The sequence below is a fragment of the Pseudomonas sp. Xaverov 259 genome (assembly GCF_019352915.1).
In the GTDB taxonomy this organism is placed as follows: Bacteria; Pseudomonadota; Gammaproteobacteria; order Pseudomonadales; family Pseudomonadaceae; genus Aquipseudomonas.
Genome location: NZ_JAAAFV010000057.1, coordinates 822,751 through 847,980, shown reverse-complemented (window position 1 = coordinate 847,980; position 25,230 = coordinate 822,751). Strand labels below are relative to the sequence as shown.

Below are 25,230 nucleotides of genomic sequence, written 5' to 3'. Positions count from 1 at the left end.
CAAAGCGTGTTTGCCTGAGCTGTTATTATCTGCCGTATCTATTCAGTACGGATTGATCCATGTCCTCTCGCGAAATCCGCATCGCCACCCGTAAAAGCGCCCTGGCCTTGTGGCAGGCCGAATACGTCAAAGCACGCCTTGAACAGGCTCATCCAGGCCTCAAAGTATCCCTGGTGCCCATGGTCAGTCGCGGCGACAAGCTGCTCGACTCGCCGCTGTCGAAGATCGGCGGCAAGGGCTTGTTCGTCAAAGAGCTGGAAACCGCGCTGCTGGAAAACCAAGCCGACATCGCCGTGCATTCGATGAAAGACGTGCCCATGGACTTCCCCGAAGGCCTGGGCCTTTTTTGCATCTGCGAGCGCGAAGACCCGCGTGATGCCTTTGTGTCCAACACCTACGCGTCCCTGGATGAGCTGCCGTTGGGCAGCATCGTCGGCACCTCCAGCTTGCGTCGTCAGGCGCAATTGCTGACCCGTCGCCCGGACCTGCAGATTCGCTTTTTGCGCGGCAACGTCAACACCCGCCTGGCCAAGCTGGATGCCGGCGAATATGACGCGATCATCCTGGCGGCTGCCGGCTTGATCCGCCTGGGCTTTGAAGATCGCATTACGTCGGCCATCAGCGTCGAAGACAGCTTGCCAGCCGGCGGGCAGGGCGCAGTCGGCATTGAGTGCCGCACCGCTGACAGCGAAATCCATGCCCTGCTCAAACCTCTCGATCACCACGACACCGAAGTGCGTGTCACTGCTGAGCGTGCCCTCAACAAGCACCTCAACGGTGGCTGCCAGGTGCCGATTGCCTGCTACGCGGTGCTTGAAGGTGAAAACCTCTGGCTGCGTGGCTTGGTCGGTGATCCGGACGGCGGCACGCTGCTCACCGCCGAGGTGCGTGGGCCGCAGCGTGACGCGACCGCCTTGGGCATCCAGGTCGCAGAAGAGCTGCTGGGCAAGGGCGCCGGCGCCATCCTGGAAAAAGTCTATGGCGAGGCCGGCCCGCAGTGACCGATTGGCGCGTGCTGCTGACGCGGCCCGCCGAAGAATCGGCGGCCGTGGCTGCGTTGTTGGCCGAAGCCGGAATTTTCAGCTGCAGCTTGCCGTTGCTGGATACCGAAGCCTTGCCTGTCACGCCCGAGCAGCAGGCTGTGTTTGCTGACCTGGGCCGCTACAGCGCGGTAATTGTGGTGAGCAAACCGGCTGCACGCCTGGCTGTGCAGCAATTGCAGCAGCCCTGGCCAGCGTTGCCGTGGTTCAGCGTGGGCGCTGCCACTGCGCAGGTACTGGCCGATCACGGCCTCAACGTTCACTATCCGCAAACCGGCGACGACAGCGAGGCCTTGCTTGCATTGCCCGCCTTTCGCGAGGCTGTCGCAGTGCCCGGTGCCCGGGTGTTGATTCTGCGTGGCGAGGGCGGCCGGGAGTTGCTGGCTGAGCGTTTGCGTGAGCAAGGTGCTAGTGTCGATTATCTGGAGTTGTATCGACGTTTCCTCCCGGCCTACGCTGCCGGGGCGTTGATGCAACGCATCCAGTTGGAACGCTTGAACGGCCTGGTGGTCAGCAGTGGGCAGGGTTTTTTACACCTGCAAGCCCTGGCCGGCCCCGATTGGCCGAAGGTGGCGCAGCTGCCGTTGTTCGTGCCCAGCCCTCGCGTGTCTGAAATGGCGCGGGCCGCTGGAGCAGAAAAAGTTGTGGATTGTCGCGGCGCGAGTGCCGCGGCTTTGTTAGTGGCGTTGCGCAGCGCTGCCTCATAAGGCATGCGGCGCCCACTCTCTGATACGCAAAGGACGGATACGTGAGCGAAACAGCCTTGCCTAAAGATGAAACCCAACCCGCACTTGATGCGCCGGTTGAGTCACAGGTCGCCGCGCCACGCCGTGGCAACGGCCTGGCGGTTGTGGCCCTGTTGCTCGGTGCCGCAGGCGTCGCCGCTGGCGGTTGGGGGATCTGGCAGGTCCGTGCCCTGCAAGCCAGCAGCCAGCAACAGCTGGGCCAGGTGCAGACCCTTGATGATCAATCCCAATCCCTCAAGCAAAGCCAGCAACAACTGGCGGCGCGTCTGGCGCAGTTGCCTGCGGCGGACGAGCTTGAGGAGCGCCGCCGCCTGGTCGCCCAATTGCAGGGTGACCAGCAGCGCCTGAGCCAACGCCTTGAAACCGTGTTGGGCGCCAGTCGCCAGGACTGGCGCCTGGCCGAAGCCGAACACCTGATTCGCCTGGCCAGCTTGCGTCTCTCTGCCTTGCAGGACATCAACAGCGCCCAGTCATTGGTCCAGGGTGCTGACGAAATTTTGCGCGAACAGAGTGACCCAGGCGCCTATGCCGCACGTGAGCAGTTGGCCAAGAGCCTTGCCGCGCTGCGCAGTACCGAGCAGCCCGACCGCACCGGTTTGTACTTGCAGCTGGCCGCACTGCGTGATCAGGTCGTAGCGCTTGCGGCTATCGCACCGGAGTATCAGCTCACCGAACCTGCGTCCGCAGGGCGCGCGAGCACTGATACGGAAAACCGCCTGAGCCAGTGGTGGGAGCAGATTTCTCGCTACTTCCGCATCGACTTCAACCCCGATGACAACATTCGTCCGTTGCTCGCCGGCCAAGGCCTGAATCAAGTGCGCCTGGCGTTGAGTCTGGCGCTGGAGCAAGCGCAGTGGGCCGCGCTTAACGGCGAAACGGCGGTGTACAGCCGCTCGCTGGGTGAGGCGCGCAGCGTGCTGCAGGACAACTTCAATCAAGACAACCCGCAGAGCAAGGCGATGCTGGCGCGCATTGCCGAGCTCGAGCCCAAGGCTGTCTCGGTGGTGACGCCTGACCTGGCCACCAGCCTGGCCGCAGTGCAGGCCTACCTTGAGCGCCGTCATCTGTCTGCCGATGAAGCCAAGGCGTCGGCGGGCACGCCGGCGACCAAGGAGTAGAGCCGATGAAGCGTTTCTATGTGATCCTGGTGCTGGCGGTTGCGATCGCTCTGGCACTGGGCGTGGGTATTTCGAAACACACCGGCTACGTGCTGATTACCTATCCCCATCTGCTGCATTACGAGTCGAGCCTGTGGGCCACGCTGGTGGCGGTGTTTGCCGTTGTCCTGGTGATCTACCTGCTGCGTGTGCTGCTCAGTTTGCTCACCACTTCTGGTGGCGTGGTCAACCCGTGGTCGCGGCGTAACCGCAGCCGCCGTGTGCAGATAGCCATTGAGCAAGGCCAGATGGACCTCGCCGAGGGCCGCTGGGCCAGCGCCGAACGCCACCTGCACCGCGCGGCTGAAGCCGAGCGTCAGCCATTGTTGTACTACCTCGGCGCTGCACGGGCTGCGAACGAACAGGGCCGGTATGCAGAGTCCGACGGTTTGCTGGAGCGTGCTTTGGAACGCCAGCCACAGGCGGAACTGGCTGTGGCCCTGAGTCATGCGCAACTGCAAATGGACCGTGGCGACACTGAAGGTGCGCTGGTGACGTTGCAGGCCATGTACGAGCGTCACCCGCATAACGCGCAGGTGTTGCGCCAATTGCAGCGTCTGCATCAGCAGCGGGGCGATTGGCCGTCGGTGATTCGCTTGTTGCCTGAGCTGCGTAAGGACAAAGTGCTTCCCGCTGCTGAGCTGGCCGAACTTGAGCGCCGTGCCTGGGGTGAAAACCTTGGGCTGGCGGTCGAGCGTGAAGAGCAGGGCGAAGCAGGGTTGCAGTCTTTGGAGCGAGCGTGGGAACAACTCACCTCCGCCCAGCGCCAAGAGCCGCAACTGGTGTTGGCTTACGCTGAGCAACTGCGCCGGCTGGGTGCTGACGCCAAGGCCGAGGAAGTCCTGCGTGGCGCCATCAAGCGTGGCTATGACAGCCATCTGATCCGGCTGTACGGTTTGCTGCGTGGCAGTGACCCGGGCCGTCAGCTCAAATTCGCCGAAGGCTGGCTCAAGGACCATCCCGGGGATGCCAGCCTGCTGCTGACGCTAGGTCGCCTGTGTCTGCAAAACAGTCTGTGGGGCAAGGCGCGGGACTATCTGGAAAGCAGCCTGCAGGTGCAGCGTAATCCCGAAGCGTGCGCTGAGCTGGCGCGCTTACTGGCCCAGTTGGGCGACACCGAGCGCAGCAACCAGTTGTTCCAGGAAGGCCTTGGGCTTCTGGACAGCCGCTTGCTGGCATCACCGCTGCCGGTGCCTGCGCGAGTGTAAGAATGAAAGCAAGGTTGGCTCGGACACTTCTGAGGGCCAACCTTTCTTTATCGCGTAAAACCCGGGCACTAAAGCTCTGAGTAGCAAATTCCTACCGCCAACTGCTTGAAGTCATCCAGCTTCTGACGGCATATCCCTAGGCTGTTGCGGAATTGTCTGCTCTGGTGCGTATTGAAAGGAGTCAGGCCTTTACTCTACCGTAAGGGTCTATCTCTTGCGGTACGGATAACAATGTCTTTGGCCCCTTCACGCTCCCTGTTTCTCCTGGCCTTCCTGGCTGGTGCGCTGACGTTGGGTGCGTCTTTTTATCTTGAGTTCGGCGCGCTCTTGCGCCCTTGCTTCCTGTGCCAGGTACAGCGCATCTTTTTAGCCGCCTTCACGCTGATCAACCTGGCTGCGGCGATTCATAACTCAAAACGCTCAGGGGCCTACCTCTACGGATTGGCCAGCATGGGCAGCGCACTGCTCGGGGCCATCACCGCGGTACGCCAGGTGCTGCTACAAAATGCCGCGCCGGAGCAGGTCAACGAGTGCTGGCCCAGCCTTCACTACATGATTGAAAACCTGTCGTTATGGCAAGCACTGCAACTGACGGTCAAGGGCACCGTAGACTGCGTGGAACTCAACTGGACACTGTTTGACCTGAGCTTGCCCGAATGGAGCTTGTTGTTCTTTTTGGCGATGCTGATTCTCGGCATCATGCAGTTTTCACGATTGTTGCCGGGTCGCCGTTTACACCCTGCGAGGTACTGAAAATTCGCCGTAATGTGTAGGACGGGATTAAACACTTGTATGAACTTTCTCTCCTGCGTACCTTGAAGCCATAGTCATGCGGGCATAATCTGGCCCGCACGCGTTATAGAAACCGTTTGTGACATGCGGCCTTGTCCGGCTGCCGCCTCAATGTTTGAGGTGTTGCGCGGGCACAGGCGGCAGCGCCCCTATAGGGAAGAGAGATCACCATGCTGGAAAGTTGTCAGAATGCTCAGGAACGCTGGGGTGGAGTGCACAAGCTGATCGACAGCTGGTTGAAAGCACGTCACGAACTGGTTCGAGCCTTTGATGCTCTTGGCGCCAAGCCCGAGGCACTGGCTGAGAATCGCGAACCGTTGCAGGATTTTTGCGCTGTCCTGGTGGACTACGTGTCAGCCGGCCATTTTGGTGTCTACGAGCAACTGACCAAGGAGGCGGAAGCTTTTGATGATCAGCGTGGTCTGGACCTGGCAGAGACGATCTACCCGCGCATTGATGTGATCACCGAGAAGCTGCTGGCCTTCACCGATCTATGTGATGCGGGTAATTGTGTTGCTGAAAAATTCAAAGAATTGGGCGCGCTGTTGCATGAGCGCTTCGAGTTGGAAGACTGCCTGATCGAAGTGCTGCACAACGCTCACAAGGAAGAGGCAGCCACCCAGGCTTGACCCTCGAAGTGAGATGAAAAAACGGTGCGCATGGCGCACCGTTTTTTATTGGGTCAGTGGCGAGTGCCGAGCAATTCGATCTCGAATACCAGTGGTGTATACGGCGGGATCAACTCACCCGCACCGTCGGCGCCATAGGCCTGGGCGGAGGGAATGACCAAACGCCATTTCGCGCCTACCGGCATCTGCTGCAGCGCGTTGCTCCAGCCGCTGATCACACTGTCCAGGCGAAACCATTGGGGCTGTGTGCTCTTGTCGAAAACTGTCCCATCGGGCAGCCGTCCTACGTAATTGACTTGCACCTCATCAGTCGCCAGCGGCTTGCTGCCGTTGCCGGGTGCCAGCTCGGTGAGCAGGATGCCATCTGCCAGTTCACGCACGCCGTTGCCGGCTTTTTCCTTGGCTAAAAATTGCTGCTCGGCAGCCAGCGCTTTTTCGCTTTGTGGAACCTCTGCGTCGGCTGCGTTTTGTGCTTCGTGTTGGGCGAGGATCTGTTCGATGCGTGCATCATCCAGCGCCAATGGCTTGCCTTGGTAGGCTTGCTTGAGGCCATCGAGCAGCGCTTGGATCTGCAGGTCGGGCACCTGCTGGCGCAAGCGCTCGCCGAGGCTTGCTCCCAAACTGTAGGCAAGGTCGTGTGGGTCTTGAACAGTAGTTTTGGACGGCGATTGTTCGCCTGCATTGGCCACACCAATCGCCAAGCCCAGCACTAAAAAAAGATAACGCGACATGGTGCTTCTCCCGCCGAAAGTGCGACGGATTATGCCAGTGTGAGTGGGCAAAAAGTGGCGCAGTTTTTTGTTATATCGATAAGAATTTCCTCACGGTGCAACGCAAGGCAAACGATACTGTCAACATGCCCTAGCGGCGGTAAGAGCAGAGGGCTAGTATGAGCCGCACCCACGTCAGCCAGGAGGTAAACCATGTCGGCCAAACAGAAGCCTGTTAATACCCCGTTGCATTTACTCCAACAACTTTCGGGCAGCTTGCTCGAACATCTGGAAAGCGCCTGTTCCCAAGCGTTGGCCGATGCAGAAAAACTGCTCGCCAAACTGGAAAAACAACGCGGTAAAGCGCAAGAAAAGCTGCACAAATCCCGCACCAAACTGCAAGACGCCGCGACTGCCGGCAAAGCCAAGGCACAAGCCAAAGCCAAAGACGCCGTCAAAGAACTTGAGGACCTGCTGGACGCCCTCAAGGATCGCCAAGCTGAAACCCGCACTTACATTTCCCAACTCAAAAAAGATGCTCAGGAAAGCCTGAAACTGGCCCAGGGCGTTGGTCGAGTGAAAGAAGCTGTGGCCAAAGTATTGGGCGCCCGTACCCCGGCAAAAGCTGCCGCGTCGAAAGCTCCAGCCAAGGCTGCGGCCAAGCCAGCTGCTAAAACTGCTGCTGCAAAACCAGCCGCCAAGCCAGCTGCTAAAACCGCTGCTGCAAAACCAGCCGCCAAGCCAGCTGCTAAACCTGCTGCTGTAAAACCAGCCACCAAGCCAGTTGCTAAAACTGCTGCTGCAAAACCAGCCGCCAAGCCAGTTGCTAAAACCGCTGCTGCGAAACCAGCCGCCAAGCCAACTGCTAAAGCTGCTGCTGCAAAACCAGCCGCCAAGCCAGCTGCTAAAACTGCTGCTGCGAAACCAGCCGCCAAGCCAACTGCTAAAGCTGCTGCTGCGAAACCAGCCGCCAAGCCGGCTGCTAAACCTGCTGCTGCCAAACCAGCTGCCAAGCCAGCAGCTAAACCTGCTGCTGCGAAACCAGCGGTCAAGCCAGTGGCTAAACCGGCTGCTGCAAAGCCAGCTGTTGCCAAGCCTGCCCCGGCCAAGCCGGCAACTCCGGCAGCCGCGCCTGCTGCCCCGGCAGCGTCCAGCGCTCCAACTGCATCGGCCAGCAGCACTCCTGCACCGGTAGCGGCAAGCACCACCCCAACCAGCGCTTCCTAAGTGCAGGTGGCCGCGACGCGCAGCTGCTGCAGCGCGTCGTGGTCAAGGTTGGCGGCTTCGGTCGCCAAGCCTTCCAGCCATTTCGGTTGACTCAATTCCCCAGTCGGCCATGCCTGCGCTAACGCTTCCAGGCGCGCTAGCAATTCCCGTTCGGCCTCCAACTCCAGAGCTTTGACTCGCTCGCGTAACGCCGCCAGAGGCACATCCTGTTGCGCCATGGTTCGCCATTGCCTGCGTATCTGTCGCAACGGTTCGACCACCGCCTGCTGCCATGGCCGGGCAAGCTGCTGCAGTGCCTCAATGCGCCCAGGCTCAAGCGCCACACTGCGCCGCTCCAGCCACGCACCACACAGCAACAGGCACACATCCGCGCCTTGTTCCTGCAAGCGCAGGCAAGCGGCTTCGCACCCGGGGCGGGCGTAAATCGATAGGGCAAAGCTCCACAGGTCAGCGCACATATTCACACCCAAGCCAGCGGCCAACGAAGCTGGTAGACTCCGCCGCCATTATGATCCGACTTCAAAGCCTAACATTACAGCGTGGCCCGCAACGTCTTCTTGAAGACGCCGAGCTGACCCTGCACGCCGGTCACAAAGCCGGCCTGATCGGTGCCAACGGCGCCGGCAAATCCACGCTGTTCGCCCTGTTGCTGGGTGAGCTGACCCCGGACTCCGGGGACTGCTTGCTGCCGGCCGACTGGCGCATTGCCCATATGCGCCAGGAAATCGACACCCTCGACCGCATTGCGATCGACTACGTGCTCGATGGCGACCTGCGCCTGCGCCAGGTGCAACACGACCTGGCCGAGGCCGAGAAATCACAGGACGGCGCCGCCCAGGCCCGCCTGCACTCTGAGCTGGACAGTGCCGACGGCTACACCGCCGACGCCCGCGCCCGCAAGATGCTGGCCGGCCTTGGTTTTACCAACGAACAGATGGATCGCCCGGTCGCCGACTTCTCCGGTGGCTGGCGCATGCGCCTGAACCTGGCCCAGGCACTGATGTGCCCCTCGGACTTGCTGCTGCTCGACGAACCGACCAACCACTTGGACCTCGATGCGATCCTGTGGCTGGAAGACTTCCTCAAGAACTATCAAGGCACGTTGTTGCTGATTTCCCACGACCGGGACTTCCTCGACGCCGTGGTCGACAACATCGCCCACGTCGAACAGAAGAAAATCACCCTGTACCGGGGCGGCTACACTGCGTTCGAACGCGCCCGCGCTGAGCGTTTGGCCCAGCAGCAACAGGCCTTTGAGAAGCAGCAGGCGCAACGTGCGCACATGGAAAGCTACATCGCCCGGTTCAAGGCCCAGGCCACCAAGGCCCGCCAGGCCCAGAGCCGGATCAAGGCGCTGGAGCGCATGGAAGAGCTGTCGGCGGCCCATGTCGATTCGCCGTTCGACTTTGTATTCCGTGAATCGGTGAAGATCTCCAGCCCGTTGCTGGACCTCTCGGATGCGCGCCTGGGTTATGGCGACAAAACCATCCTCGAGAAGGTCAAGCTGCAGCTCACACCGGGTGCGCGTATCGGCTTGCTCGGCCCTAACGGCGCGGGCAAATCGACGCTGATCAAGAACCTGTCCGGCGAGCTTGAGCCTTTGGCCGGCCGCCTGACCCGTGGCGAGAACACGGTGGTGGGCTATTTTGCCCAGCATCAGTTGGATTCCCTGGATTCCAAGGCAAGCCCTTTGCTGCACTTGCAGCGTCTGGCGCCGACCGAGCGCGAGCAAACCTTGCGCGACTTCCTCGGCGGCTTCGACTTCCGTGGCGCACGCATCGATGAGCCGGTGCTGAATTTCTCGGGTGGCGAAAAAGCCCGTCTGGCACTGGCGTTGATTGCCTGGGACAGGCCGAACCTGCTGCTGCTCGACGAACCGACCAACCACCTGGACCTGGAAATGCGCCTGGCGTTGACCATGGCCTTGCAGGAGTTCAGCGGTGCGGTGCTGGTGGTGTCTCACGATCGGCACTTGCTCAAGAGCACCACCGACAACTTCCTGCTGGTGGCTGACGGCAAGGTCGAAGAGTTCGACGGCGACCTGGATGACTATGCGCGGTGGCTGACCGATTACCGCCTGCGCAACGCGCCGGTGAGTAACACGCCGGTCAACCCCGACAAGACCGACAAGAAGGCCCAGCGCCAGGCAGCTGCCGCCCTGCGCCAGCAGCTGGCACCGCACAAGCGTGAAGCCGACAAGCTGGAAGCTGAGCTGGGCAAGGTGCATGAGCGCCTGGCCAAAATCGAAACCAGCCTGGGCGACAGCGCCGTCTACGAGGCGGCGCGCAAGGACGAACTGCGCGACCTGCTGGCCGAACAGGCCAAGCTCAAGGTGCGCGAAGGGCAGTTGGAGGAGACCTGGATGGAAGCCCTCGAAGTGCTCGAAACCTTGCAAGCGGAGCTGGAGGCGCTGTCCTGATGGAAGCGTTGCAGTTACCGCTGCCGGCACAATGGATCGCGCCGATCTGGGTCGGCGTGCAGATCCTGCTGATCCTGCTGGCGGGTTATTTCGCCCAGCGTTTCGTGGCCAAGGGCCTGAATCGACTGGGTGAACGCTACCCGTTGCCGCCGCAGTTGCTGATGCCACTGCGTGGCGGCCTGCGCTGGTTGATCATGGGCAGTGCGCTGATTTTTGTGCTGGAGCGCCTGGGCGTGTCCGCCACCGTATTGTGGACGGCGTTGTCGGGGTTTGTCGCCGTCGCAGCCGTGGCGTTTTTTGCCATGTGGTCGGTGCTGTCCAACCTGCTGTGTGCAATTTTGATTTTCACCGTCGGGCCGTTTCGCCTCGGGGATATCGTCGAGCTGGTGGATACGGTCGACAAGCCGGGTGTAAAAGGCCGCGTGGTGGCGATTAACTTGCTCTACACCACACTGATCGAAGTGGCGGAGGCTGGCACTGACAGTGCGATGGTGCAGGTGCCCAACAGCCTGTTCTTCCAGCGCTCGGTGCGGCGTTGGCCGGGTACCCATGTGTTTCCAGGCGACCGCTAGCATCCACACCGTGTAAAAATCTATAGCCAGTCCTCGGTCGGCGGAGTTAGCTTAAGCCCTACTCGCAAACTCCCTCCTGAGGTGTGTAATGGCACTCGACACATGGCTGGCCTTTTTCCTGGCCAGTTGGATCATCTCCCTTTCCCCCGGCGCCGGTGCCATCGCTTCGATGTCCAGCGGCCTGCAATACGGTTTCCTGCGCGGCTACTGGAACGCCATTGGCCTGCAATTGGGCCTGGCGATGCAGATCGCTGTGGTTGCGGGCGGCCTGGGTGCCATTCTTGCGGCGTCTTCGACCGCGTTTTATGCGATCAAGTGGTTTGGTGTGGCGTACCTGGTGTACCTGGCCATCAAACAGTGGCGCGCCTTGCCGATGGACATGAGCGAGGACGCGACGATACGCCCTATCGGCAAGCCGATGGCGATGATGTTCCGTGGTTTCCTGGTCAACGCCAGTAACCCCAAGGCACTGGTGTTCATGCTGGCGGTTCTGCCGCAGTTCGTGAACCCGCAGGCGCCACTGCTGGTCCAGTACTTGATCCTGGGCGCAACCATGATCAGCGTCGATATGATCGTGATGGCGGGCTACACAGGGCTTGCGTCGAAAGTCTTGCGGTTGCTGCGTACGCCCAAGCAGCAAAAACGCATGAACCGCACGTTTGCAGGCTTGTTTGTGGGGGCGGCGGGGTTCCTGGCCAGCTTGCATCGCGCAACGGCTTGATTGACGAAACCGGATCAAAAATGTGGGAGCTGGCTTGCCTGCGATGCAGGCATTGCGGTGTATCAGTTACACCTCGCAGATGCTATCGCAGGCAAGCCAGCTCCCACATTTGTTATGTGTTGGCTTTGAGATCACGGCTCAACGAAGAATCTTCGGCGCTTCATCCCTTGGCAGGTTATTGCGCAGTGCAGGCTTGCCCGGGTCTTCGTAGCCACCGCCCAGCTGCTCCGCCAGTTGGCGCGCCACATCCTCACCCAGTGCTTTCGACACTTCCCGCACCACACGCGGCCGGTTCAGGCTCACGCGCACGTCACGGTTGTTCACCAGCTTGGTGTCCTGGCCTTCACCCATGGCGGTAAACGCCGAAGTGATCTCGAAGGTGCGGGTGTTGATCAGGCTGAAATCGGCCACCAACGTCAGGCCCAGCACCGCCGAGTAGCTGTTGGTGTGGTCCAGGGCGTTGATGTCCTGGGTGAAGTCGATGTCTGACAGGGTGCCGAACAGCACGTAGTCCGCGCCCTTGAAGTTACCGGCCTTGATGCGTTTGATCACGTCATAGACGTCACCCTTGGCGTCGGCGGTGTAGGGCGTGCCTTGCACCAGCTGAAACTGGTGCGACTTCAGAATCTCGCCCTTGATATCACCGCTGAATTTACGCAGCTCGGCCTGTTCGATGTAGCTGGTGCGGCTCTCGTACTCGCTGTAGCTCGAAGCCCCGCTGGCGCTGTAGGCACTGGCCTGGAAGTTGTTGCTGGCCGACACCGCGTGGATGTACTCCTCCACGCGCGCCTCGTAGGCCAGGTCGGTGACCGCGATCTTCGGGACGGCCGAGGCGCCAAAGGCGCACAGCAGGCCGATCATGCCGATCCATGCACGCATTGCTTAGCGCTCCGTGGTCTTGCGGATTTCTTTCTCGTCCATCCATTCGGCCAGGCCGCTTTCAACGTCGATCAGTTGCAGGCTGAACTTGTAGAACACGTCCTTGTAGTCCGAGCTGCGCTTGACGATGGAGCTGATGGAGCCTTCCAGGCGGTACTTGGCGGCAACCATGTTGCCGGTCTTGCTCACCGTGGATTTCTTGTACAGGCCGCTCTGGTTTTGCAGCTTGAGCTGGTCGACCTGGCTTTGCATGTCGGTGTTGTCGCTGGCAAAACGCGCGGTGCCGGTTTTCATCAGTTGGGTTTTGATCGACGTGGTGATCTCGCGGGTATCGATGTACTCGCTGGTCTTGTTCTTCACGTCATAGACCTGCACCACCGGGCGGCCTTGCAGGATGCCGGACTGGGCCAGGGAGCGGGTCATGCTCTCGGCGATCATCTGCAGGTCGGTGGAGCCGAACTCGTTGGTCACCAGTTCCACGGCTTTGGAGTCGCCGTAGCTGATGTTCTTGCCGCCGAGTACCGGCGAGGTGTTGGAGCAACCGCTGGCCAGAAGGGCGACGACGGCGAGAATCGAGAAGCGTGCAAACATGGGGAAATCTCTCTGAATACGGTTAGCGCAACGGCTCAAGGGGTTTTCACTTCGAGACGGAAGTCAGCGGCCTGGGGCAGGTTGGCGATGGCCGGCAGGAAAGTCGCCTGGTTGGCGTACAGGTTCAGCACTTTCCAGGTTTCTTCATCGCCCACCGGGAAGCCGTCGGCGCCCAGCCAGGCGAAGCGGTAATACATCATCTGGTTGCTGCTGGTGATGTTGCTCAACTGCACCTTGGCAGTCAGGAAGCCATTTTCGCGGGCTACGCGGATGGCGCCGACGGCGATGCCCTTGAACTTGCCCATCACCACGATTTTGCTGGCGGCACTGCCGGGCTCCGGTGGCGGCGGGGTGGCGCAGCCGGCGAGCAGGACCAGCGCCAGGGCGCCGAGGATGAAATGACGCATAACGTGCTCCTTAAGGTTGTTTGAGGGCGATAGCCTGAGCTGAGGTGCTCGGCATCACATGGGCGGCAAGGCCACCGGCGAACACCTGGTTGCCGACCACCCGCAGGGTGATCACCTGATAGCGCTGGTCGGCCTTGACCGTCACCCGCGTGCCGCCGAGGGCATTGGGCAGGCTGACCTGATGCTCGCCGTGCTTGAGGCGCAGGCGTGTCACTTGGGTCATGTCCGGCAGGGTGCGCCAGGTGCGGGTGTCGGCGCCTTCGGTCACGGCCGAGGCGATGCCCAGCACCAAGCCCGCCATGGGGTTGGTCTTGTTCAGGTTGTTTTGTGTCACGCCACGGCTGACCGCCCGCACGGTGGTGCGCAGGATGATCCCCGGCATATCATCACGCAGGGCGCGGCGAGACATGGCCGTGGTGCTATTGAGCACGGTGAGGTTCTGCTGCTTGCCGTCGACGCCAATCTGGCCGAAGGCCTGGGTGGAGGTGTCGGCCTTGATCACCGGGAACGACAGCGGGGTGATCACCAGATGGCCGTCAATCGGAATCGGCAGCGGCAGGCGGATCGAGTCACGCGCCGGTGCCAGGCCACTCTGCACCACGATGAGTACATCGGTCTCGTCGGCGCCGACTTTTGACTTGTCGAGGTCCAGCAATGCCTGTTCCAGCAGCGGTGTGTTGGGGCGCAACTCGGCCGCCTTGCGATAGCCCGGTGCAGCCAGGTCCTTTTCACCCAGGGCTTCGTAGACAAAGCCTGCCAGGTAATGGCTGAACGCACTCTGGTAGCTGTTCTTGAGGCCGACCACTTCCGGTGCGTCGAGTGCTTCCACCGGGTAGCCGCGCAGGTCTTTGATCTGGGTGGTGACGCCCTGGCGCTCGGCTTCGTTTTCGCGCTTGAGGTATTCCTTGTCCCGCAGGTCGGCAATCACGGCTTCGCGCTCGTGGGTCTTCTTGATCTCGGTGCGGGCGCCGTCGAAATCATTCAGGGCCAGCAGGTTCAGGGCCATCTGGGTGGTCAGCATGACTTTTTCGTAGTCATAACCTTCGTAGCGACGCACCTTGTCGTTGACCAGGAAGCTGCCGAACTGGGCGAGGTACTTTTCGCTGTCGAACTTGACCGATTCTTCCCACTTGAACACTTGCAGGTCGGCACTGCGCCAGGCGGTCTGGCTGCCGGTGAGGTCGCCTTTGGCGCGTAACAACTCACCCTTTTCAAAAAAGTAGAGCAGGTCCTTGTCTTCGCCGGTGTTGTTCTTTTCCAGCAGGGTCAGGGCGCCGTCGACGTTGCCGGTGGCCAACTGCTGGTTGGTGGCTTGCAGCTCGGTATCGTAGCTGCGAAACATTGAACAACCGGAGAGCAAGGTAACCGCCGCGAGTGTCAGCGGGGTTAAGGCGCGAAATGCCATGCAAACTTCTTCCCTGAAAGTATTCAGCTGATGTGCAAATTCCTCATAAAAACGAGGAAATAAATTCCCTTTCGCAATAACAGGGCGCGGCATTATAGGCGCCATTACTGGCAAAACAATGGCTTTTTGCTGTTGTGATTCGTGGTGCGGTGCCATTACTTGTCTCTTGAATGCGCGGTTCTTCGATGCGCCAAATCACTAACGCCTTGAGTCAAGCCCGTTAAAATTCAACAATGTGTTACTTCGTATTTCCCTTTGAGATTCATTCATGATTGCCCCTTTCCGTTTTCTCGCCTGGTTGCTGCTGCCAGGGTTGATGTCGTGCAGCTACAACCTGCTGGCCGCGACTGCCGAGGGCGCCCCACAAGCCCTGCATCTGCTGGACTATATTGGCGCTGACTACCCGCCGACGGTGGAGGCGGGGAAGGTTATCGATGAATCCGAATACCGCGAACAAATAGAGTTTCTCGGCGTGTTGCAGAGCCTGGTGGCCGAGTTGCCGCAAAGGCCGGAGCGCGCGGAGTTAATCAAGGGCGTCGACGAATTGTCAGCGGCGGTATCCGCTCACCAGGACGGCGCAACCGTCGCCCGCCAAGCCCGCCAGTTGGGCGCCAAGTTGGCGGTGGCCTATGAAGTCAGCCAGGCGCCGGCGATCACGCCAGACCCTACCCGGGGTGCTCCGCTCTATGCCCAGCACTGTTCGGTGTGCCACGGTACTGCGGGCGCCGGTGATGGCCCGGCGTCCACGGGCATGACGCCACCGCCGGCGAACCTGCGCGACGCGACACGTCTGGACCGCCTGAGCCTCTACGCGATCTACAACACCCTCGGCCTGGGTGTTGAAGGCACCGACATGCCGTCCTTCGCTGACCAATTGGACGACCGCCAACGTTGGGACCTGGCCACCTACATCGCAGGTTTCACTGCTGACCCGGCTGCTGCCCAAAGCGAACAACCCTTCAACCTTGCCGATCTCGCACGCCAGACCCCCAACGAGGTGCTGGCAGCCAGTGGCCCGGCCGCTGTCGCGACGTTCCGCGCCCAGCGTGCGCAGCCGCCGCAGGTCAAGCGTGGCCCGGCGCAGTTGCTCGACTACACCGCAACCACGTTGGACAAGAGCCTCGCCGCGTTCCGCAACGGCGATCACGAACAGGCCTATGACCTTTCAGTCGCAGCGTACCTGGAAGGCTTCGAGCTGGTAGAAAGCTCCCTGGATAACGTCGACGCCAATGTGCGTAAAGACACCGAGAAAGCTTTGATGGCCTACCGGCAGTCGTTGCAGGACGGCCTGCCGGTCGAGCAGGTGCAACAGCGCCTGGACGTGGCCAAGGGCAAACTTACCGAATCCGCCGGATTGTTGGGCAGTGATGGCCTGAGCTGGTCGCTGAGCTACATCTCTGGTTTGCTGATCCTGCTGCGCGAAGGCCTTGAAGCGATCCTGGTACTCGCGGCGATCCTGGCGTTCCTGCGTAACACCGGCCAGCAATCGGCGGTGCGCAGTGTCAACGTCGGTTGGGGCTTGGCGCTGCTGGCCGGCTTGGCGACCTGGGCCTTGGCGGCGTATGTGATTGACGTGAGCGGCGCCCAGCGCGAATTGCTTGAAGGCTGCACGGCGCTGTTCGCCAGTGTGATGGTGCTGTGGCTGGGCGTATGGATGCACGACCGACGCCACGCGGCGGCCTGGCAGGATTACATCAAGAGCAGCCTGGTCGGCGGCGGGGGGCGTTTCGGTTTTGCGATGCTGGCGTTTTTCTCGGTCTATCGCGAGCTGTTCGAGGTGATCCTGTTCTACGAAACCCTGTGGCTGCAAGCGGGCCCTGCCGGGCACAACGCGGTACTGGCCGGCGGCGCCACGGCGCTGGTGCTGCTGGTAGGTTTGGCGTGGGTGATTCTGCGCGGGTCGGCGAAACTGCCGCTGGCGTTGTTCTTCGGCATCAACGCGGCGCTGCTGTGCGCGTTGTCGGTGGTGTTCGCCGGGCATGGCGTCAAGGCCTTGCAGGAAGCGGGCATCTTCGGCACACGGCCGGTGGCGTTCTTTGACTTCGACTGGCTGGGCATTCATGCCGATGCGTACTCGTTGAGTGCGCAGGCTGTGGCGATCCTGGCGATTGTGGTGCTGTACGGCCGCAGCCGCCTGGCCGAGAAGCGTCGAGTGGTGGCATAAGCATGCGTGTGTGGATCGATGCAGACGCCTGCCCGCGGGCAGCCAAGGACCAAGTGGTGAAGTTCGCCCTCAAGCGCCAGTTCGACGTGGTGCTGGTGGCGGGCCAAAGCCAGATCAAGCCGAGTTTTGCCTGTGTGAAGCTGATCGTGGTGCCCAGCGGCCCGGACGCGGCGGATGACTATCTGGTGGAACACGCCGTGCCCGGTGAGTTGGTGATCTGCAGCGACGTGCCGTTGGCCGATCGCCTGGTGAAGAAGGGCGTCACGGCCCTCGACCCACGCGGCAAGGAATTCAGCCCGGCGAACATGAGTGAGCGGCTGGCGGTGCGTAACCTGTTCACCGACCTGCGTGAACAGGGCCAGATGGGCGGCGGCCCGCCGCCCCATGGGGAAAAGGACAAGCAGGCGTTTGCCAATGCGCTGGATCGTATCCTCACCCGGTTAATGCGTCAGGTCTGACCGTGCAGCGAGTGGGCTTGTTGTAGCAGCTAGGCTTGTTGTTATGGGCAGGCTTGTTGTGGCGAGCAGGCTTACCACACACGGTCGTCTATCGCGGGTTAATCATTCTCGTGAGTCAGTTCCAGTACCCGATCCACCAGCTTGTTGATCCCTGATGCGACCTCGCTGATGCGCTTGCCGAGCATGTAGGCCGGTGTGCTCACCAGCTTGCGGGCCTTGTCCTCGACGATGTCCTCGACGGCGCACTCCTGATGAGTGGCACCCATTTTGTCCAGCGCGGCCGCCGTGTCGGGGCAGTTGCCGATGGTGCAGGTCACGCCGGGGCCGTAGATCTTTGCCGCCAGGGCCGGTGAGATGCAGATCAACCCCACGGGCTTGCCGGCTTCGGCAAAGGCTTCGGCCAGCTCCAGCACTTGTGGATTGACGCTGCAGCCGGCGCCCTCCACGGCAAAGTTCGAGAGGTTCTTGGCTGCACCAAACCCGCCAGGCACGATCAGTGCGTCGAACTCGTCGGCATTGGCTTCGCGTATGTCTTTGACTTCACCGCGAGCGATGCGCGCCGACTCCACCAGCACATTGCGTGACTCGGGCATCTCTTCACCAGTGAGGTGGTTGATCACATGCAGCTGCGCAATATCTGGCGCAAAACATTGGACCTGAGCGCCGCGCTGATCCAGGCGCAGCAGCGTGATCACGCTTTCATGGATCTCTGCGCCGTCGTACACGCCGCAGCCGGAAAGGATCACTGCAATCTTTTTGCTCATGGGCATCTCTCCTATTTTGTGGCGTTAAATGTCTACTAATTTGTCACCTGTTGCCAATGGGATCTCCTGCCGCTACACCTAATCTTGATGTAACAAAAAAACATCGGACTAGCCCATGGACTTCGTGCCTTACGCGGTACCGTTTTTCATTGCCCTGATCGTGGTCGAGCTGCTGGCCGATCGCTGGCGCGGCGAACGCAATTATCGGGTGGCGGACGCCATCAACAGCCTCAGCACCGGCGTGCTGTCCACCACCACCGGGTTGTTGACCAAGGGCGTGGGCCTGCTGACCTACGCATTTGCCCTCAAGCACCTGGCGCTGATCGAGCTTCCCGCCCAGAGCGTATGGACCTGGGTGTTCGCCTTTGTGTTCTACGACTTCTGCTACTACTGGCTGCACCGCTGCGGCCATGAGCGCAACATCTTGTGGGCCGCGCACTCGGTGCATCACCAGAGCGAGGACTACAACCTCACCACCGCCCTGCGCCAGACCAGCACTGGCTTTCTGCTGAGCTGGATTTTCTACCTGCCCCTGGCCGTGCTGGGTGTGCCGTTGGTGGTGTTTATCAGTGTGGCCTCGCTCAATCTTCTGTATCAATTCTGGGTGCATACCCGCCATGTGCCCAAGCTTGGCTGGTTCGAGTGGATCTTTGTCACGCCGTCCAACCATCGGGCCCACCATGCACAAAACGCTCTCTACATGGATCGCAACTACGGCGGGGTGTTCATTATTTGGGACCGCCTGTTCGGCAGCTTCCAGGAAGAAGACGAAAATGAACCGGTGATCTTTGGCGTGACCACGCCGTTGGCCAGTTGGAACCCGCTATGGGCCAACCTGCAGTTTTATGCACAGTTGTGGAGTGATGCGCGCCGCACCGAGAGCAGGTGGGACAAGCTGCGTATCTGGTTCATGCGCACCGGCTGGCGCCCGGCGGACGTGAAGGCCAAGTACCCGATGGCCAAGCCCGTCTTGAGCCAGTTCCGCAAATTCGAGGTGCCGCTGGACGCACGCCAGCAGGTTTACATCGCCCTGCAATTTGCAGCGTACGTAGGCTTTGGCAGTTACCTGATGAATTTCGGCGAAGGGCTGCCCACGGCCGCGCTGGTGCTGGGCTGGAGTGCGATGGCGCTGGGGTTGTTTACCTTGGGTGTGGCCCTGGAGAACCGGCCGTGGGCGCTGAAAGCCGAGCTGGTGCGCCTGGGGCTGAATGTGCCACTAGTGTGGCTGGCGCCGTTGGTCGGCTTGTGGCCGGCCAGCAGCCTCGGTTGGCTGGGCTTGGTGAGTTACAGCTTGCTCAGCGCGATCGGCCTCTACTGTTGCAGAAGCCGGCTTACTCGACTGGCGTCTTAGGCGTTGGCTCCGGGGCCGGCTCGGCAGCCAGCCGGGCCTTGGCCGCAGCACAGGCTTCGCGGGCGATACGCGCATTCTTGAAGCGCCGGCGCAACCACAGGCCAAACCCCAGCAACAGCAACGCGCCCAGTACCCACAGCTCGTATTTCTTGACGCTGCCGAGCATGCCTTCCAGCACCGCACCGAAGTGGTAGGCCGCCGCGCCCAAGGCTGCGGCCCAGATGGCGGCGCCGATGCCGTTGAGGATCAAGTAGCGGGCCGGCGGGTAGCCAGACAGGCCTATCGCCACAGGCATCACGGTGCGCAATCCATACACGAAGCGGAAGCTCAGCACCCAGATATCCGGGTGCTTGCGGATATGTTCCAGGGCCTTGTCGCCCATCAATTGCCAACGCGGCTTGCGCGCCAGCAGCTTGCGCCCGTGTTTGCGCCCCAGGAAATACCACAGCTGGTCGCCGGCATAGCTGCCAAAAAACGCAACCACGACCACCAGGTTGATATCCATGTAGCCACGGAACGCCAGGAAGCCTGCGAGAACCAAAATGGTTTCGCCTTCAAAGAAGGTGCCCAGGAAGAGCGCAAAGTAGCCGAAGTCATGCAGAAATTGTTGAAGCATGGTCTGGGGTGCTGGCGAAATGAACGCGCAGCCTACGCCTTCGTGAACATTCATGAAAGTATCGAGATGTGTCACGAAGTGAACAATTCCTACATAAACGACGAATGCGACTACAGGTCGCATCGATAAGCACAACTGTCATTCCTTCGTCATAATGGCCGCTTATAACTGCAACGCTCGCCCGTAAACGCGGGCTCAGGAGTCTGTCGTGAGCTTTACCCCTGCCAATCGCCTGTTCCCCGCCACCCGTCTGCGACGCAATCGCCGTGATGATTTTTCTCGCCGCCTTGTACGTGAAAACGTACTGACGTCGAATGATCTGATCCTGCCGGTGTTTGTGCTGGACGGCGAAAATCGTCGGGAAGCTGTGGCGTCGATGCCGGGCGTGGAGCGCTTGACCATTGATTTGCTGCTTGAAGAGGCAGCCGGTTGGGTTGAACTGGGGATTCCCGCATTGGCACTGTTCCCGGTGACACCGGCTGAGCTCAAGTCCCTCGACGCCGCCGAAGCCTGGAACCCCGAAGGCATCGCCCAGCGCGCCACCCGTGCCTTGCGTGAGCGTTTCCCGGAACTGGGTGTAATCACCGACGTGGCGCTGGACCCGTTCACCACCCACGGCCAGGATGGCATTCTCGACGAAGACGGCTACGTTCAGAACGACATCACTGTCGATGCGCTGGTCAAGCAGGCCTTGTCCCATGCCGCCGCAGGCGCCCAAGTGGTGGCACCGTCGGACATGATGGACGGCCGCATCCAGGCGATCCGCGAAGCCCTCGAGCTGGCCGGCCACGTCAACGTACGCATCATGGCCTACTCGGCCAAGTACGCCAGCGCGTATTACGGCCCGTTCCGCGATGCGGTGGGCTCGGCGTTGAACCTGGGCAAGGCCAACAAGGCCTCGTACCAGATGGACCCGGCCAACAGCCATGAAGCCCTGCACGAAGTGGCCGCCGACCTGGCCGAAGGCGCCGACATGGTGATGGTCAAGCCCGGGATGCCGTACCTGGACATCCTTTATCGGGTCAAAGAGGAATTCAAGGTGCCGACCTTTGTCTATCAGGTCAGCGGTGAATACGCCATGCACATGGCCGCGATCCAGAATGGTTGGTTGAGTGAAGGGGTGATCCTCGAATCCCTGACTGCCTTTAAACGTGCGGGTGCTGATGGCATTCTGACCTACTTCGCCGCCCGCGCTGCCCAATTGCTTAGAGAGCAACAATAGCCCTCACAGGAACACTCGATGAATACCGAAGGACTCTCCGAAGTTGCTGTAAAAGACGCTCACCCGGTGGTTGAACAAGTCAGCGAAACCCCACCGGAGCTGGAGCCGGCCGCACCTGCCGTGGTGGCTGAAGCGCCCGCGCCGGCCCCGGTAGCGGCGGTGACCAACCTGGATGACAGCAGCCTGTACATCCACCGTGAGCTGTCACAACTGCAATTCAACATCCGCGTGCTCGAGCAGGCGCTGGATGAGTCCTACCCGCTGCTGGAGCGGCTGAAATTCCTGCTGATCTTCTCCAGCAACCTGGACGAGTTCTTCGAGATCCGCGTTGCCGGCCTCAAGAAGCAAATTACCTTTGCCCGTGAACAAGCCGGTGCCGACGGCCTGCAGCCGCATCAGGCCCTGGCACGCATCAGCGAGCTGGTACACGGTCATGTGGACCGCCAATACGCGATCCTCAACGACATCCTGTTGCCGGAACTGGAAAAACATCAGGTCCGCTTCATCCGTCGACGCCACTGGACCACCAAGATCAAGACCTGGGTGCGCCGTTACTTCCGCGACGAGATTTCACCGATCATCACTCCGATCGGTCTCGACCCGACGCACCCGTTCCCGTTGCTGGTGAACAAGAGCCTCAACTTTATCGTCGAGCTGGAAGGCATCGACGCCTTCGGTCGCGATTCGGGCCTGGCGATCATCCCGGCGCCGCGTCTGTTGCCACGGATCATCAAGGTACCGGAGGAAGTGGGGGGCGCTGGCGATAATTATGTATTCCTTTCGTCGATGATCCACGCGCACGCCGATGACCTGTTCCAGGGCATGAAGGTCAAGGGCTGCTACCAGTTCCGCCTGACCCGGAACGCCGACCTGGCGCTGGACTCCGAAGACGTCGAAGACTTGGCCCGTGCCCTGCGCGGCGAGCTGTTCTCGCGGCGTTACGGCGACGCGGTGCGCCTGGAAGTGGCCGACACCTGCCCCAAACACCTGTCGGACTACCTGCTCAAGCAGTTCAACCTGGCCGAGTCCGAGCTGTACCAGGTCAATGGTCCGGTGAACCTGACGCGTCTGTTCAGCATCACCGGCCTGGACAGCCATCCGGAGCTGCAATACACGCCGTTCACGCCGCAGATCCCGAAATTGCTGCAAAACAGCGAGAACATTTTCAGCGTGGTGAGCAAGCAGGACATTCTGCTGCTGCACCCGTTCGAGTCGTTCACGCCAGTGGTCGACCTGCTGCGTCAGGCCGCCAAAGACCCGCATGTGTTGGCCGTGCGCCAGACCTTGTATCGCTCCGGCGCCAACTCGGAAATCGTCGATGCGCTGGTCGACGCCGCGCGTAACGGCAAGGAAGTCACGGCGGTGATCGAGCTGCGTGCGCGGTTTGACGAAGAGTCGAACTTGCAACTGGCCAGCCGCCTGCAAGCGGCCGGTGCGGTGGTGATCTACGGCGTGGTCGGCTTCAAGACCCACGCCAAGATGATGCTGATCCTGCGCCGCGAAGCCGGTGAAATCGTGCGTTACGCCCACTTGGGCACCGGTAACTATCACGCCGGCAACGCCAAGCTCTACACCGACTACAGCTTGCTCACCTCTGATGACGCTTTGTGTGAAGACGTCGGCAAGTTGTTCAGCCAGTTGATCGGCATGGGCAAGACCTTGCGCATGAAGAAGCTTCTGCACGCGCCGTTCACGCTCAAGAAGGGCATGCTCGACATGATTGCCCGCGAAACCCAGTTCGCCCTCGACGGCAAGCCGGCGCATATCATCGCCAAGTTCAACTCGCTGACCGATCCGAAGATCATCCGCGCGCTGTACAAGGCCAGCCAGTCCGGTGTGCGCATCGACCTGGTGGTGCGTGGCATGTGCTGCCTGCGGCCGGGCATTGTGGGCGTGTCGCATAACATCCATGTGCGCTCGATCATCGGCCGCTTCCTGGAGCACACGCGGGTGTTCTACTTCCTCAACGGCGGCGAAGAGCAGATGTTCCTCTCCAGTGCCGACTGGATGGAGCGCAACCTCGACAAGCGTGTGGAGACCTGCTTCCCGGTGGAAGGCAAGAAGCTGATCATGCGGGTCAAGAAGGAGCTGGAAAGCTACCTCACCGACAACACCCACAGTTGGAGCCTGCAATCGGACGGGCGCTACGTGCGCAACACGCCGACCGGCAACCAGAACCCGCGCAGCGCGCAGGCGACGTTGCTGGAGAAGCTGGGTAGCCCGATTCTTGCGGTGAATTAAAACCCGACATGCTCTAAAAATGTGGGAGTGACCTGTGTGGCAAGCCCGCTCGCCACAACAAGCCCGCTCCCACAGGTTTTTTTGCAGTGTTCTTTAGCGCAAGTTCAGGCTGAACCCAACCCGCGTCAACCACTCCGCTTCCTGGGCAAAGTCCGCCTGGGTCAGCTGGTTTTCATCCAGCCAGCCTTTAGGGAACACCACGTCCAGGCTGTCGCCGTGGGCGCGCAGGGTGACTTGCGGCATTTCCTGGGTGCCACGGATGTGGTGGAACAGGATCGCAAAGCGCAGCAGCACGCACAGGCGGATCAGCTTGATGCCTTCGTCGCCGAATTCGGCAAACTTGTCCTTGGGAATGTTGCGGCGATGGCCACGCACCAGCAGGGCGAGCATCTGTTGGTCTTCGCGGGAGAAACCGGCGAGGTCCGAGTGTTCGATCAGGTAGGCGCCGTGCTTGTGGTAATGGTAGTGGGCGATGTCCAGGCCCACTTCATGCACCTTGGCGGCCCAGCCCAGCAGTTCGCGCCAGACGCCGTCTTCCAGGTCCCAGTCCTCGGCCACTTGGTCAAAGGCATGCAGGGCTTTGCGCTCCACGCGGGCCGCTTGTTGCAGGTCGACGTGATAACGCTCCATCAACGAGGTGAGGGTGCGCTCACGCACGTCTTCGTGGTGATGGCGGCCCAGCAGGTCATACAGCACGCCTTCGCGCAGGGCGCCATCACAGTGGTCCATGCGTTGCAGCTCGAGGGCGTCGAAGATCGCTTCGAGAATCGCAAGGCCGGCCGGGAAGATGGCGCGACGGTCGGGCTTGATGCCGTCGAAGTCGATTTTCTCGGCATCGCCCAGCTTGAACAGTTTGCGCTTGAGCCACGCCAGGCCTTCGGCGTTGACTTCGCCGGTGCCATGGCCGCCGGCTTTCAGGGCCAGGCCGATGGCGCGGATGGTGCCGGAGGAGCCGATGGCTTCATCCCAGGTCAGGCGGTGCAGCGCGTGCTCAATGCTCATGATCTCCAGCCGCGCCGCCGTGTAGGCCTGGGCATAGCGGGCCGGGGTGATCTTGCCGTCCTTGAAATAGCGCTGGGTAAAGCTCACGCAGCCCATTTGCAGGCTCTCGCGCAGCAAGGGCTCGAATCGTTGCCCGATGATGAACTCGGTACTGCCGCCGCCGATATCCGCCACCAGGCGCTTGCCGGGCGTGTCGGCCAGGGTGTGGGACACGCCGAGGTAGATCAGGCGCGCTTCCTCGCGGCCGGAGATCACTTCTACCGGGTGCCCGAGGATTTCTTCGGCACGGCGGATGAATTCGACACGGTTACGCGCCTCACGCAGGGCGTTGGTGCCGACAATTCGCACGGCGCCCAAAGGCATACCGTTAATCAGTTGGGCAAAACGCTTGAGGCAGTCGAGGCCGCGCTGCATGGATTCTTCATTGAGCTGGCGCTGGTCGTCGATGCCGGCAGCCAGTTGAACTTTCTCGCCGAGCCGCTCAAGGATGCGGATTTCGCCGTTCTGGGCCTTGGCCACGACCATGTGAAAGCTGTTGGAGCCCAGGTCGATGGCGGCGATCAGGGACAGATTCTTGGCTTGGGATTGCGGCATGGTTTGGGGGTCTCGGTCGATAACCCGACCATCGTGCCACGATCGACCGCTGCCGCCAACGCGTTGTGCTTCGGGAATCTTCCTGGCGGTGCCGGAGGCAATGCCTGATGGAGATGTAGGGCGATTCTCCGTTGTCCTGACGAATAAACATTAGGCTAAGTAAGAGGTATTAGATTTATACTTATAGAAAACCTCTCGGCACTTTTCTTACAGAGGTTCGTATTTATTCTGTTCAATTTCTTAGTTATGACTACTGATGCAGTAGTAAGCGGTGGAGATGTATTTATTACATTCTGACAACACTTGGCGTGCTCT

The 25,230-nt window shown here is 60.8% G+C and carries 24 protein-coding genes; 15 read left to right on the top strand and 9 right to left on the bottom strand.

The genetic code is table 11. The annotated features are described in order from the left end of the window. The first annotated feature begins 59 nt into the window (after nucleotides 1-59). The 6 genes from hemC to rsd all read left to right on the top strand — a co-directional run bounded on the left by hemC (nucleotide 60) and on the right by rsd (nucleotide 5,572). Nucleotides 60-1,001, top strand: a complete 942-nt coding sequence (gene hemC / locus K0H48_RS26755) for a hydroxymethylbilane synthase (RefSeq protein ID WP_200433103.1) — start codon at nucleotides 60-62, stop codon at nucleotides 999-1,001. Next, a complete protein-coding gene (locus K0H48_RS26750) occupies nucleotides 998-1,747 on the top strand; it encodes a uroporphyrinogen-III synthase (RefSeq protein ID WP_219270011.1) in 750 nt (249 codons plus the stop codon). Before hemC ends, K0H48_RS26750 begins: the two co-directional genes overlap by 4 nt. A gap of 41 nt (nucleotides 1,748-1,788) precedes the next feature. Further along, on the top strand, nucleotides 1,789-2,904 hold the full coding sequence (locus K0H48_RS26745) for a uroporphyrinogen-III C-methyltransferase (protein ID WP_219270010.1): 1,116 nt from the start codon (nucleotides 1,789-1,791) through the stop codon (nucleotides 2,902-2,904). Nucleotides 2,905-2,909: 5 nt separating this feature from the next. Next, on the top strand, nucleotides 2,910-4,151 hold the full coding sequence (locus K0H48_RS26740; RefSeq protein ID WP_219270008.1) for a heme biosynthesis protein HemY: 1,242 nt from the start codon (nucleotides 2,910-2,912) through the stop codon (nucleotides 4,149-4,151). A gap of 231 nt (nucleotides 4,152-4,382) precedes the next feature. Beyond that, nucleotides 4,383-4,904, top strand: a complete 522-nt coding sequence (locus tag K0H48_RS26735; RefSeq protein WP_219337618.1) for a disulfide bond formation protein B — start codon at nucleotides 4,383-4,385, stop codon at nucleotides 4,902-4,904. Between the two features lie 209 nt (nucleotides 4,905-5,113). Next, nucleotides 5,114-5,572: a sigma D regulator gene (gene rsd / locus K0H48_RS26730; protein ID WP_219270007.1), complete on the top strand. Its 459-nt coding sequence runs from the start codon at nucleotides 5,114-5,116 to the stop codon at nucleotides 5,570-5,572. 53 nt (nucleotides 5,573-5,625) lie between these two features. Here the strand turns inward: rsd and K0H48_RS26725 are convergent, their stop codons facing one another. Continuing rightward, complete coding sequence (locus K0H48_RS26725; protein WP_219270005.1) at nucleotides 5,626-6,303, bottom strand: FKBP-type peptidyl-prolyl cis-trans isomerase; 678 nt, start codon at nucleotides 6,301-6,303, stop codon at nucleotides 5,626-5,628. A gap of 192 nt (nucleotides 6,304-6,495) precedes the next feature. Here K0H48_RS26725 and K0H48_RS26720 point away from each other — a divergent pair, with 192 nt between their 5' ends. Next, entirely contained in the window at nucleotides 6,496-7,509 is a 1,014-nt protein-coding gene (locus K0H48_RS26720) for an AlgP family protein (protein ID WP_219270003.1), read from the top strand. On the opposite strand, the gene K0H48_RS26715 is transcribed toward K0H48_RS26720, so the two are convergent. Further along, entirely contained in the window at nucleotides 7,506-7,967 is a 462-nt protein-coding gene (locus K0H48_RS26715) for a TIGR02444 family protein (RefSeq protein ID WP_219270002.1), read from the bottom strand. The genes K0H48_RS26720 and K0H48_RS26715 overlap by 4 nt on opposite strands. 50 nt (nucleotides 7,968-8,017) lie before the next feature. Between K0H48_RS26715 and K0H48_RS26710 the strand changes: the two genes are divergently transcribed. From K0H48_RS26710 to K0H48_RS26700, 3 genes are all read left to right on the top strand, one after another. Beyond that, on the top strand, nucleotides 8,018-9,928 hold the full coding sequence (locus K0H48_RS26710; RefSeq protein WP_219270000.1) for an ATP-binding cassette domain-containing protein: 1,911 nt from the start codon (nucleotides 8,018-8,020) through the stop codon (nucleotides 9,926-9,928). After that, nucleotides 9,928-10,500, top strand: coding sequence for a mechanosensitive ion channel family protein (locus tag K0H48_RS26705; protein WP_200433094.1), 573 nt, complete (start codon nucleotides 9,928-9,930; stop codon nucleotides 10,498-10,500). The genes K0H48_RS26710 and K0H48_RS26705 overlap by 1 nt, the downstream gene beginning before the upstream one ends. A gap of 88 nt (nucleotides 10,501-10,588) precedes the next feature. After that, nucleotides 10,589-11,221: a LysE family transporter gene (locus K0H48_RS26700; RefSeq protein ID WP_017135232.1), complete on the top strand. Its 633-nt coding sequence runs from the start codon at nucleotides 10,589-10,591 to the stop codon at nucleotides 11,219-11,221. A 138-nt stretch (nucleotides 11,222-11,359) separates the two neighbouring features. Here the strand turns inward: K0H48_RS26700 and K0H48_RS26695 are convergent, their stop codons facing one another. Genes K0H48_RS26695 through K0H48_RS26680 form a run of 4 tightly spaced genes read right to left on the bottom strand, consistent with a single transcriptional unit; the run spans nucleotide 11,360 to nucleotide 14,503 of the window. Next, on the bottom strand, nucleotides 11,360-12,100 hold the full coding sequence (locus K0H48_RS26695) for a penicillin-binding protein activator LpoB (protein WP_219269998.1): 741 nt from the start codon (nucleotides 12,098-12,100) through the stop codon (nucleotides 11,360-11,362). A gap of 3 nt (nucleotides 12,101-12,103) precedes the next feature. Beyond that, nucleotides 12,104-12,691, bottom strand: coding sequence for a penicillin-binding protein activator LpoB (gene lpoB, locus K0H48_RS26690; RefSeq protein WP_056860782.1), 588 nt, complete (start codon nucleotides 12,689-12,691; stop codon nucleotides 12,104-12,106). Nucleotides 12,692-12,726: 35 nt separating this feature from the next. Beyond that, entirely contained in the window at nucleotides 12,727-13,098 is a 372-nt protein-coding gene (locus tag K0H48_RS26685) for a YcfL family protein (RefSeq protein ID WP_008439304.1), read from the bottom strand. A 10-nt stretch (nucleotides 13,099-13,108) separates the two neighbouring features. Beyond that, nucleotides 13,109-14,503: a COG3014 family protein gene (locus K0H48_RS26680; protein WP_219269996.1), complete on the bottom strand. Its 1,395-nt coding sequence runs from the start codon at nucleotides 14,501-14,503 to the stop codon at nucleotides 13,109-13,111. Between the two features lie 268 nt (nucleotides 14,504-14,771). On the opposite strand from K0H48_RS26680, the gene K0H48_RS26675 reads away from it, so the two are divergent. Together K0H48_RS26675 and K0H48_RS26670 are read left to right on the top strand one after the other, a co-directional pair. Beyond that, the gene (locus tag K0H48_RS26675) at nucleotides 14,772-16,667 is read left to right on the top strand and encodes an FTR1 family protein (protein WP_219269994.1); all 1,896 of its coding nucleotides are present in this window, start codon (nucleotides 14,772-14,774) and stop codon (nucleotides 16,665-16,667) included. Nucleotides 16,668-16,669: 2 nt separating this feature from the next. Continuing rightward, complete coding sequence (locus K0H48_RS26670; protein WP_219269992.1) at nucleotides 16,670-17,125, top strand: YaiI/YqxD family protein; 456 nt, start codon at nucleotides 16,670-16,672, stop codon at nucleotides 17,123-17,125. A gap of 98 nt (nucleotides 17,126-17,223) precedes the next feature. On the opposite strand, the gene elbB is transcribed toward K0H48_RS26670, so the two are convergent. Next, complete coding sequence (gene elbB, locus K0H48_RS26665) at nucleotides 17,224-17,889, bottom strand: isoprenoid biosynthesis glyoxalase ElbB (RefSeq protein ID WP_138813358.1); 666 nt, start codon at nucleotides 17,887-17,889, stop codon at nucleotides 17,224-17,226. A 115-nt stretch (nucleotides 17,890-18,004) separates the two neighbouring features. Between elbB and K0H48_RS26660 the strand changes: the two genes are divergently transcribed. After that, nucleotides 18,005-19,240 carry a sterol desaturase family protein gene (locus tag K0H48_RS26660; protein WP_219269991.1) on the top strand — a complete coding sequence of 412 codons (1,236 nt, stop codon included), beginning with the start codon at nucleotides 18,005-18,007 and terminating at the stop codon, nucleotides 19,238-19,240. Here the strand turns inward: K0H48_RS26660 and K0H48_RS26655 are convergent. Continuing rightward, a complete protein-coding gene (locus K0H48_RS26655; RefSeq protein ID WP_138813360.1) occupies nucleotides 19,221-19,856 on the bottom strand; it encodes a DedA family protein in 636 nt (211 codons plus the stop codon). The genes K0H48_RS26660 and K0H48_RS26655 overlap by 20 nt on opposite strands. A 208-nt stretch (nucleotides 19,857-20,064) precedes the next feature. Here K0H48_RS26655 and hemB point away from each other — a divergent pair, with 208 nt between their 5' ends. Both hemB and ppk1 read left to right on the top strand, forming a co-directional pair. Further along, on the top strand, nucleotides 20,065-21,078 hold the full coding sequence (hemB, locus tag K0H48_RS26650) for a porphobilinogen synthase (protein WP_219269989.1): 1,014 nt from the start codon (nucleotides 20,065-20,067) through the stop codon (nucleotides 21,076-21,078). A gap of 18 nt (nucleotides 21,079-21,096) precedes the next feature. After that, the gene (ppk1, locus tag K0H48_RS26645; RefSeq protein ID WP_219269987.1) at nucleotides 21,097-23,319 is read left to right on the top strand and encodes a polyphosphate kinase 1; all 2,223 of its coding nucleotides are present in this window, start codon (nucleotides 21,097-21,099) and stop codon (nucleotides 23,317-23,319) included. Between the two features lie 93 nt (nucleotides 23,320-23,412). Here the strand turns inward: ppk1 and ppx are convergent, their stop codons facing one another. Beyond that, nucleotides 23,413-24,915, bottom strand: coding sequence for an exopolyphosphatase (gene ppx, locus K0H48_RS26640; RefSeq protein WP_219269986.1), 1,503 nt, complete (start codon nucleotides 24,913-24,915; stop codon nucleotides 23,413-23,415). Nucleotides 24,916-25,230 lie beyond the last annotated feature (315 nt).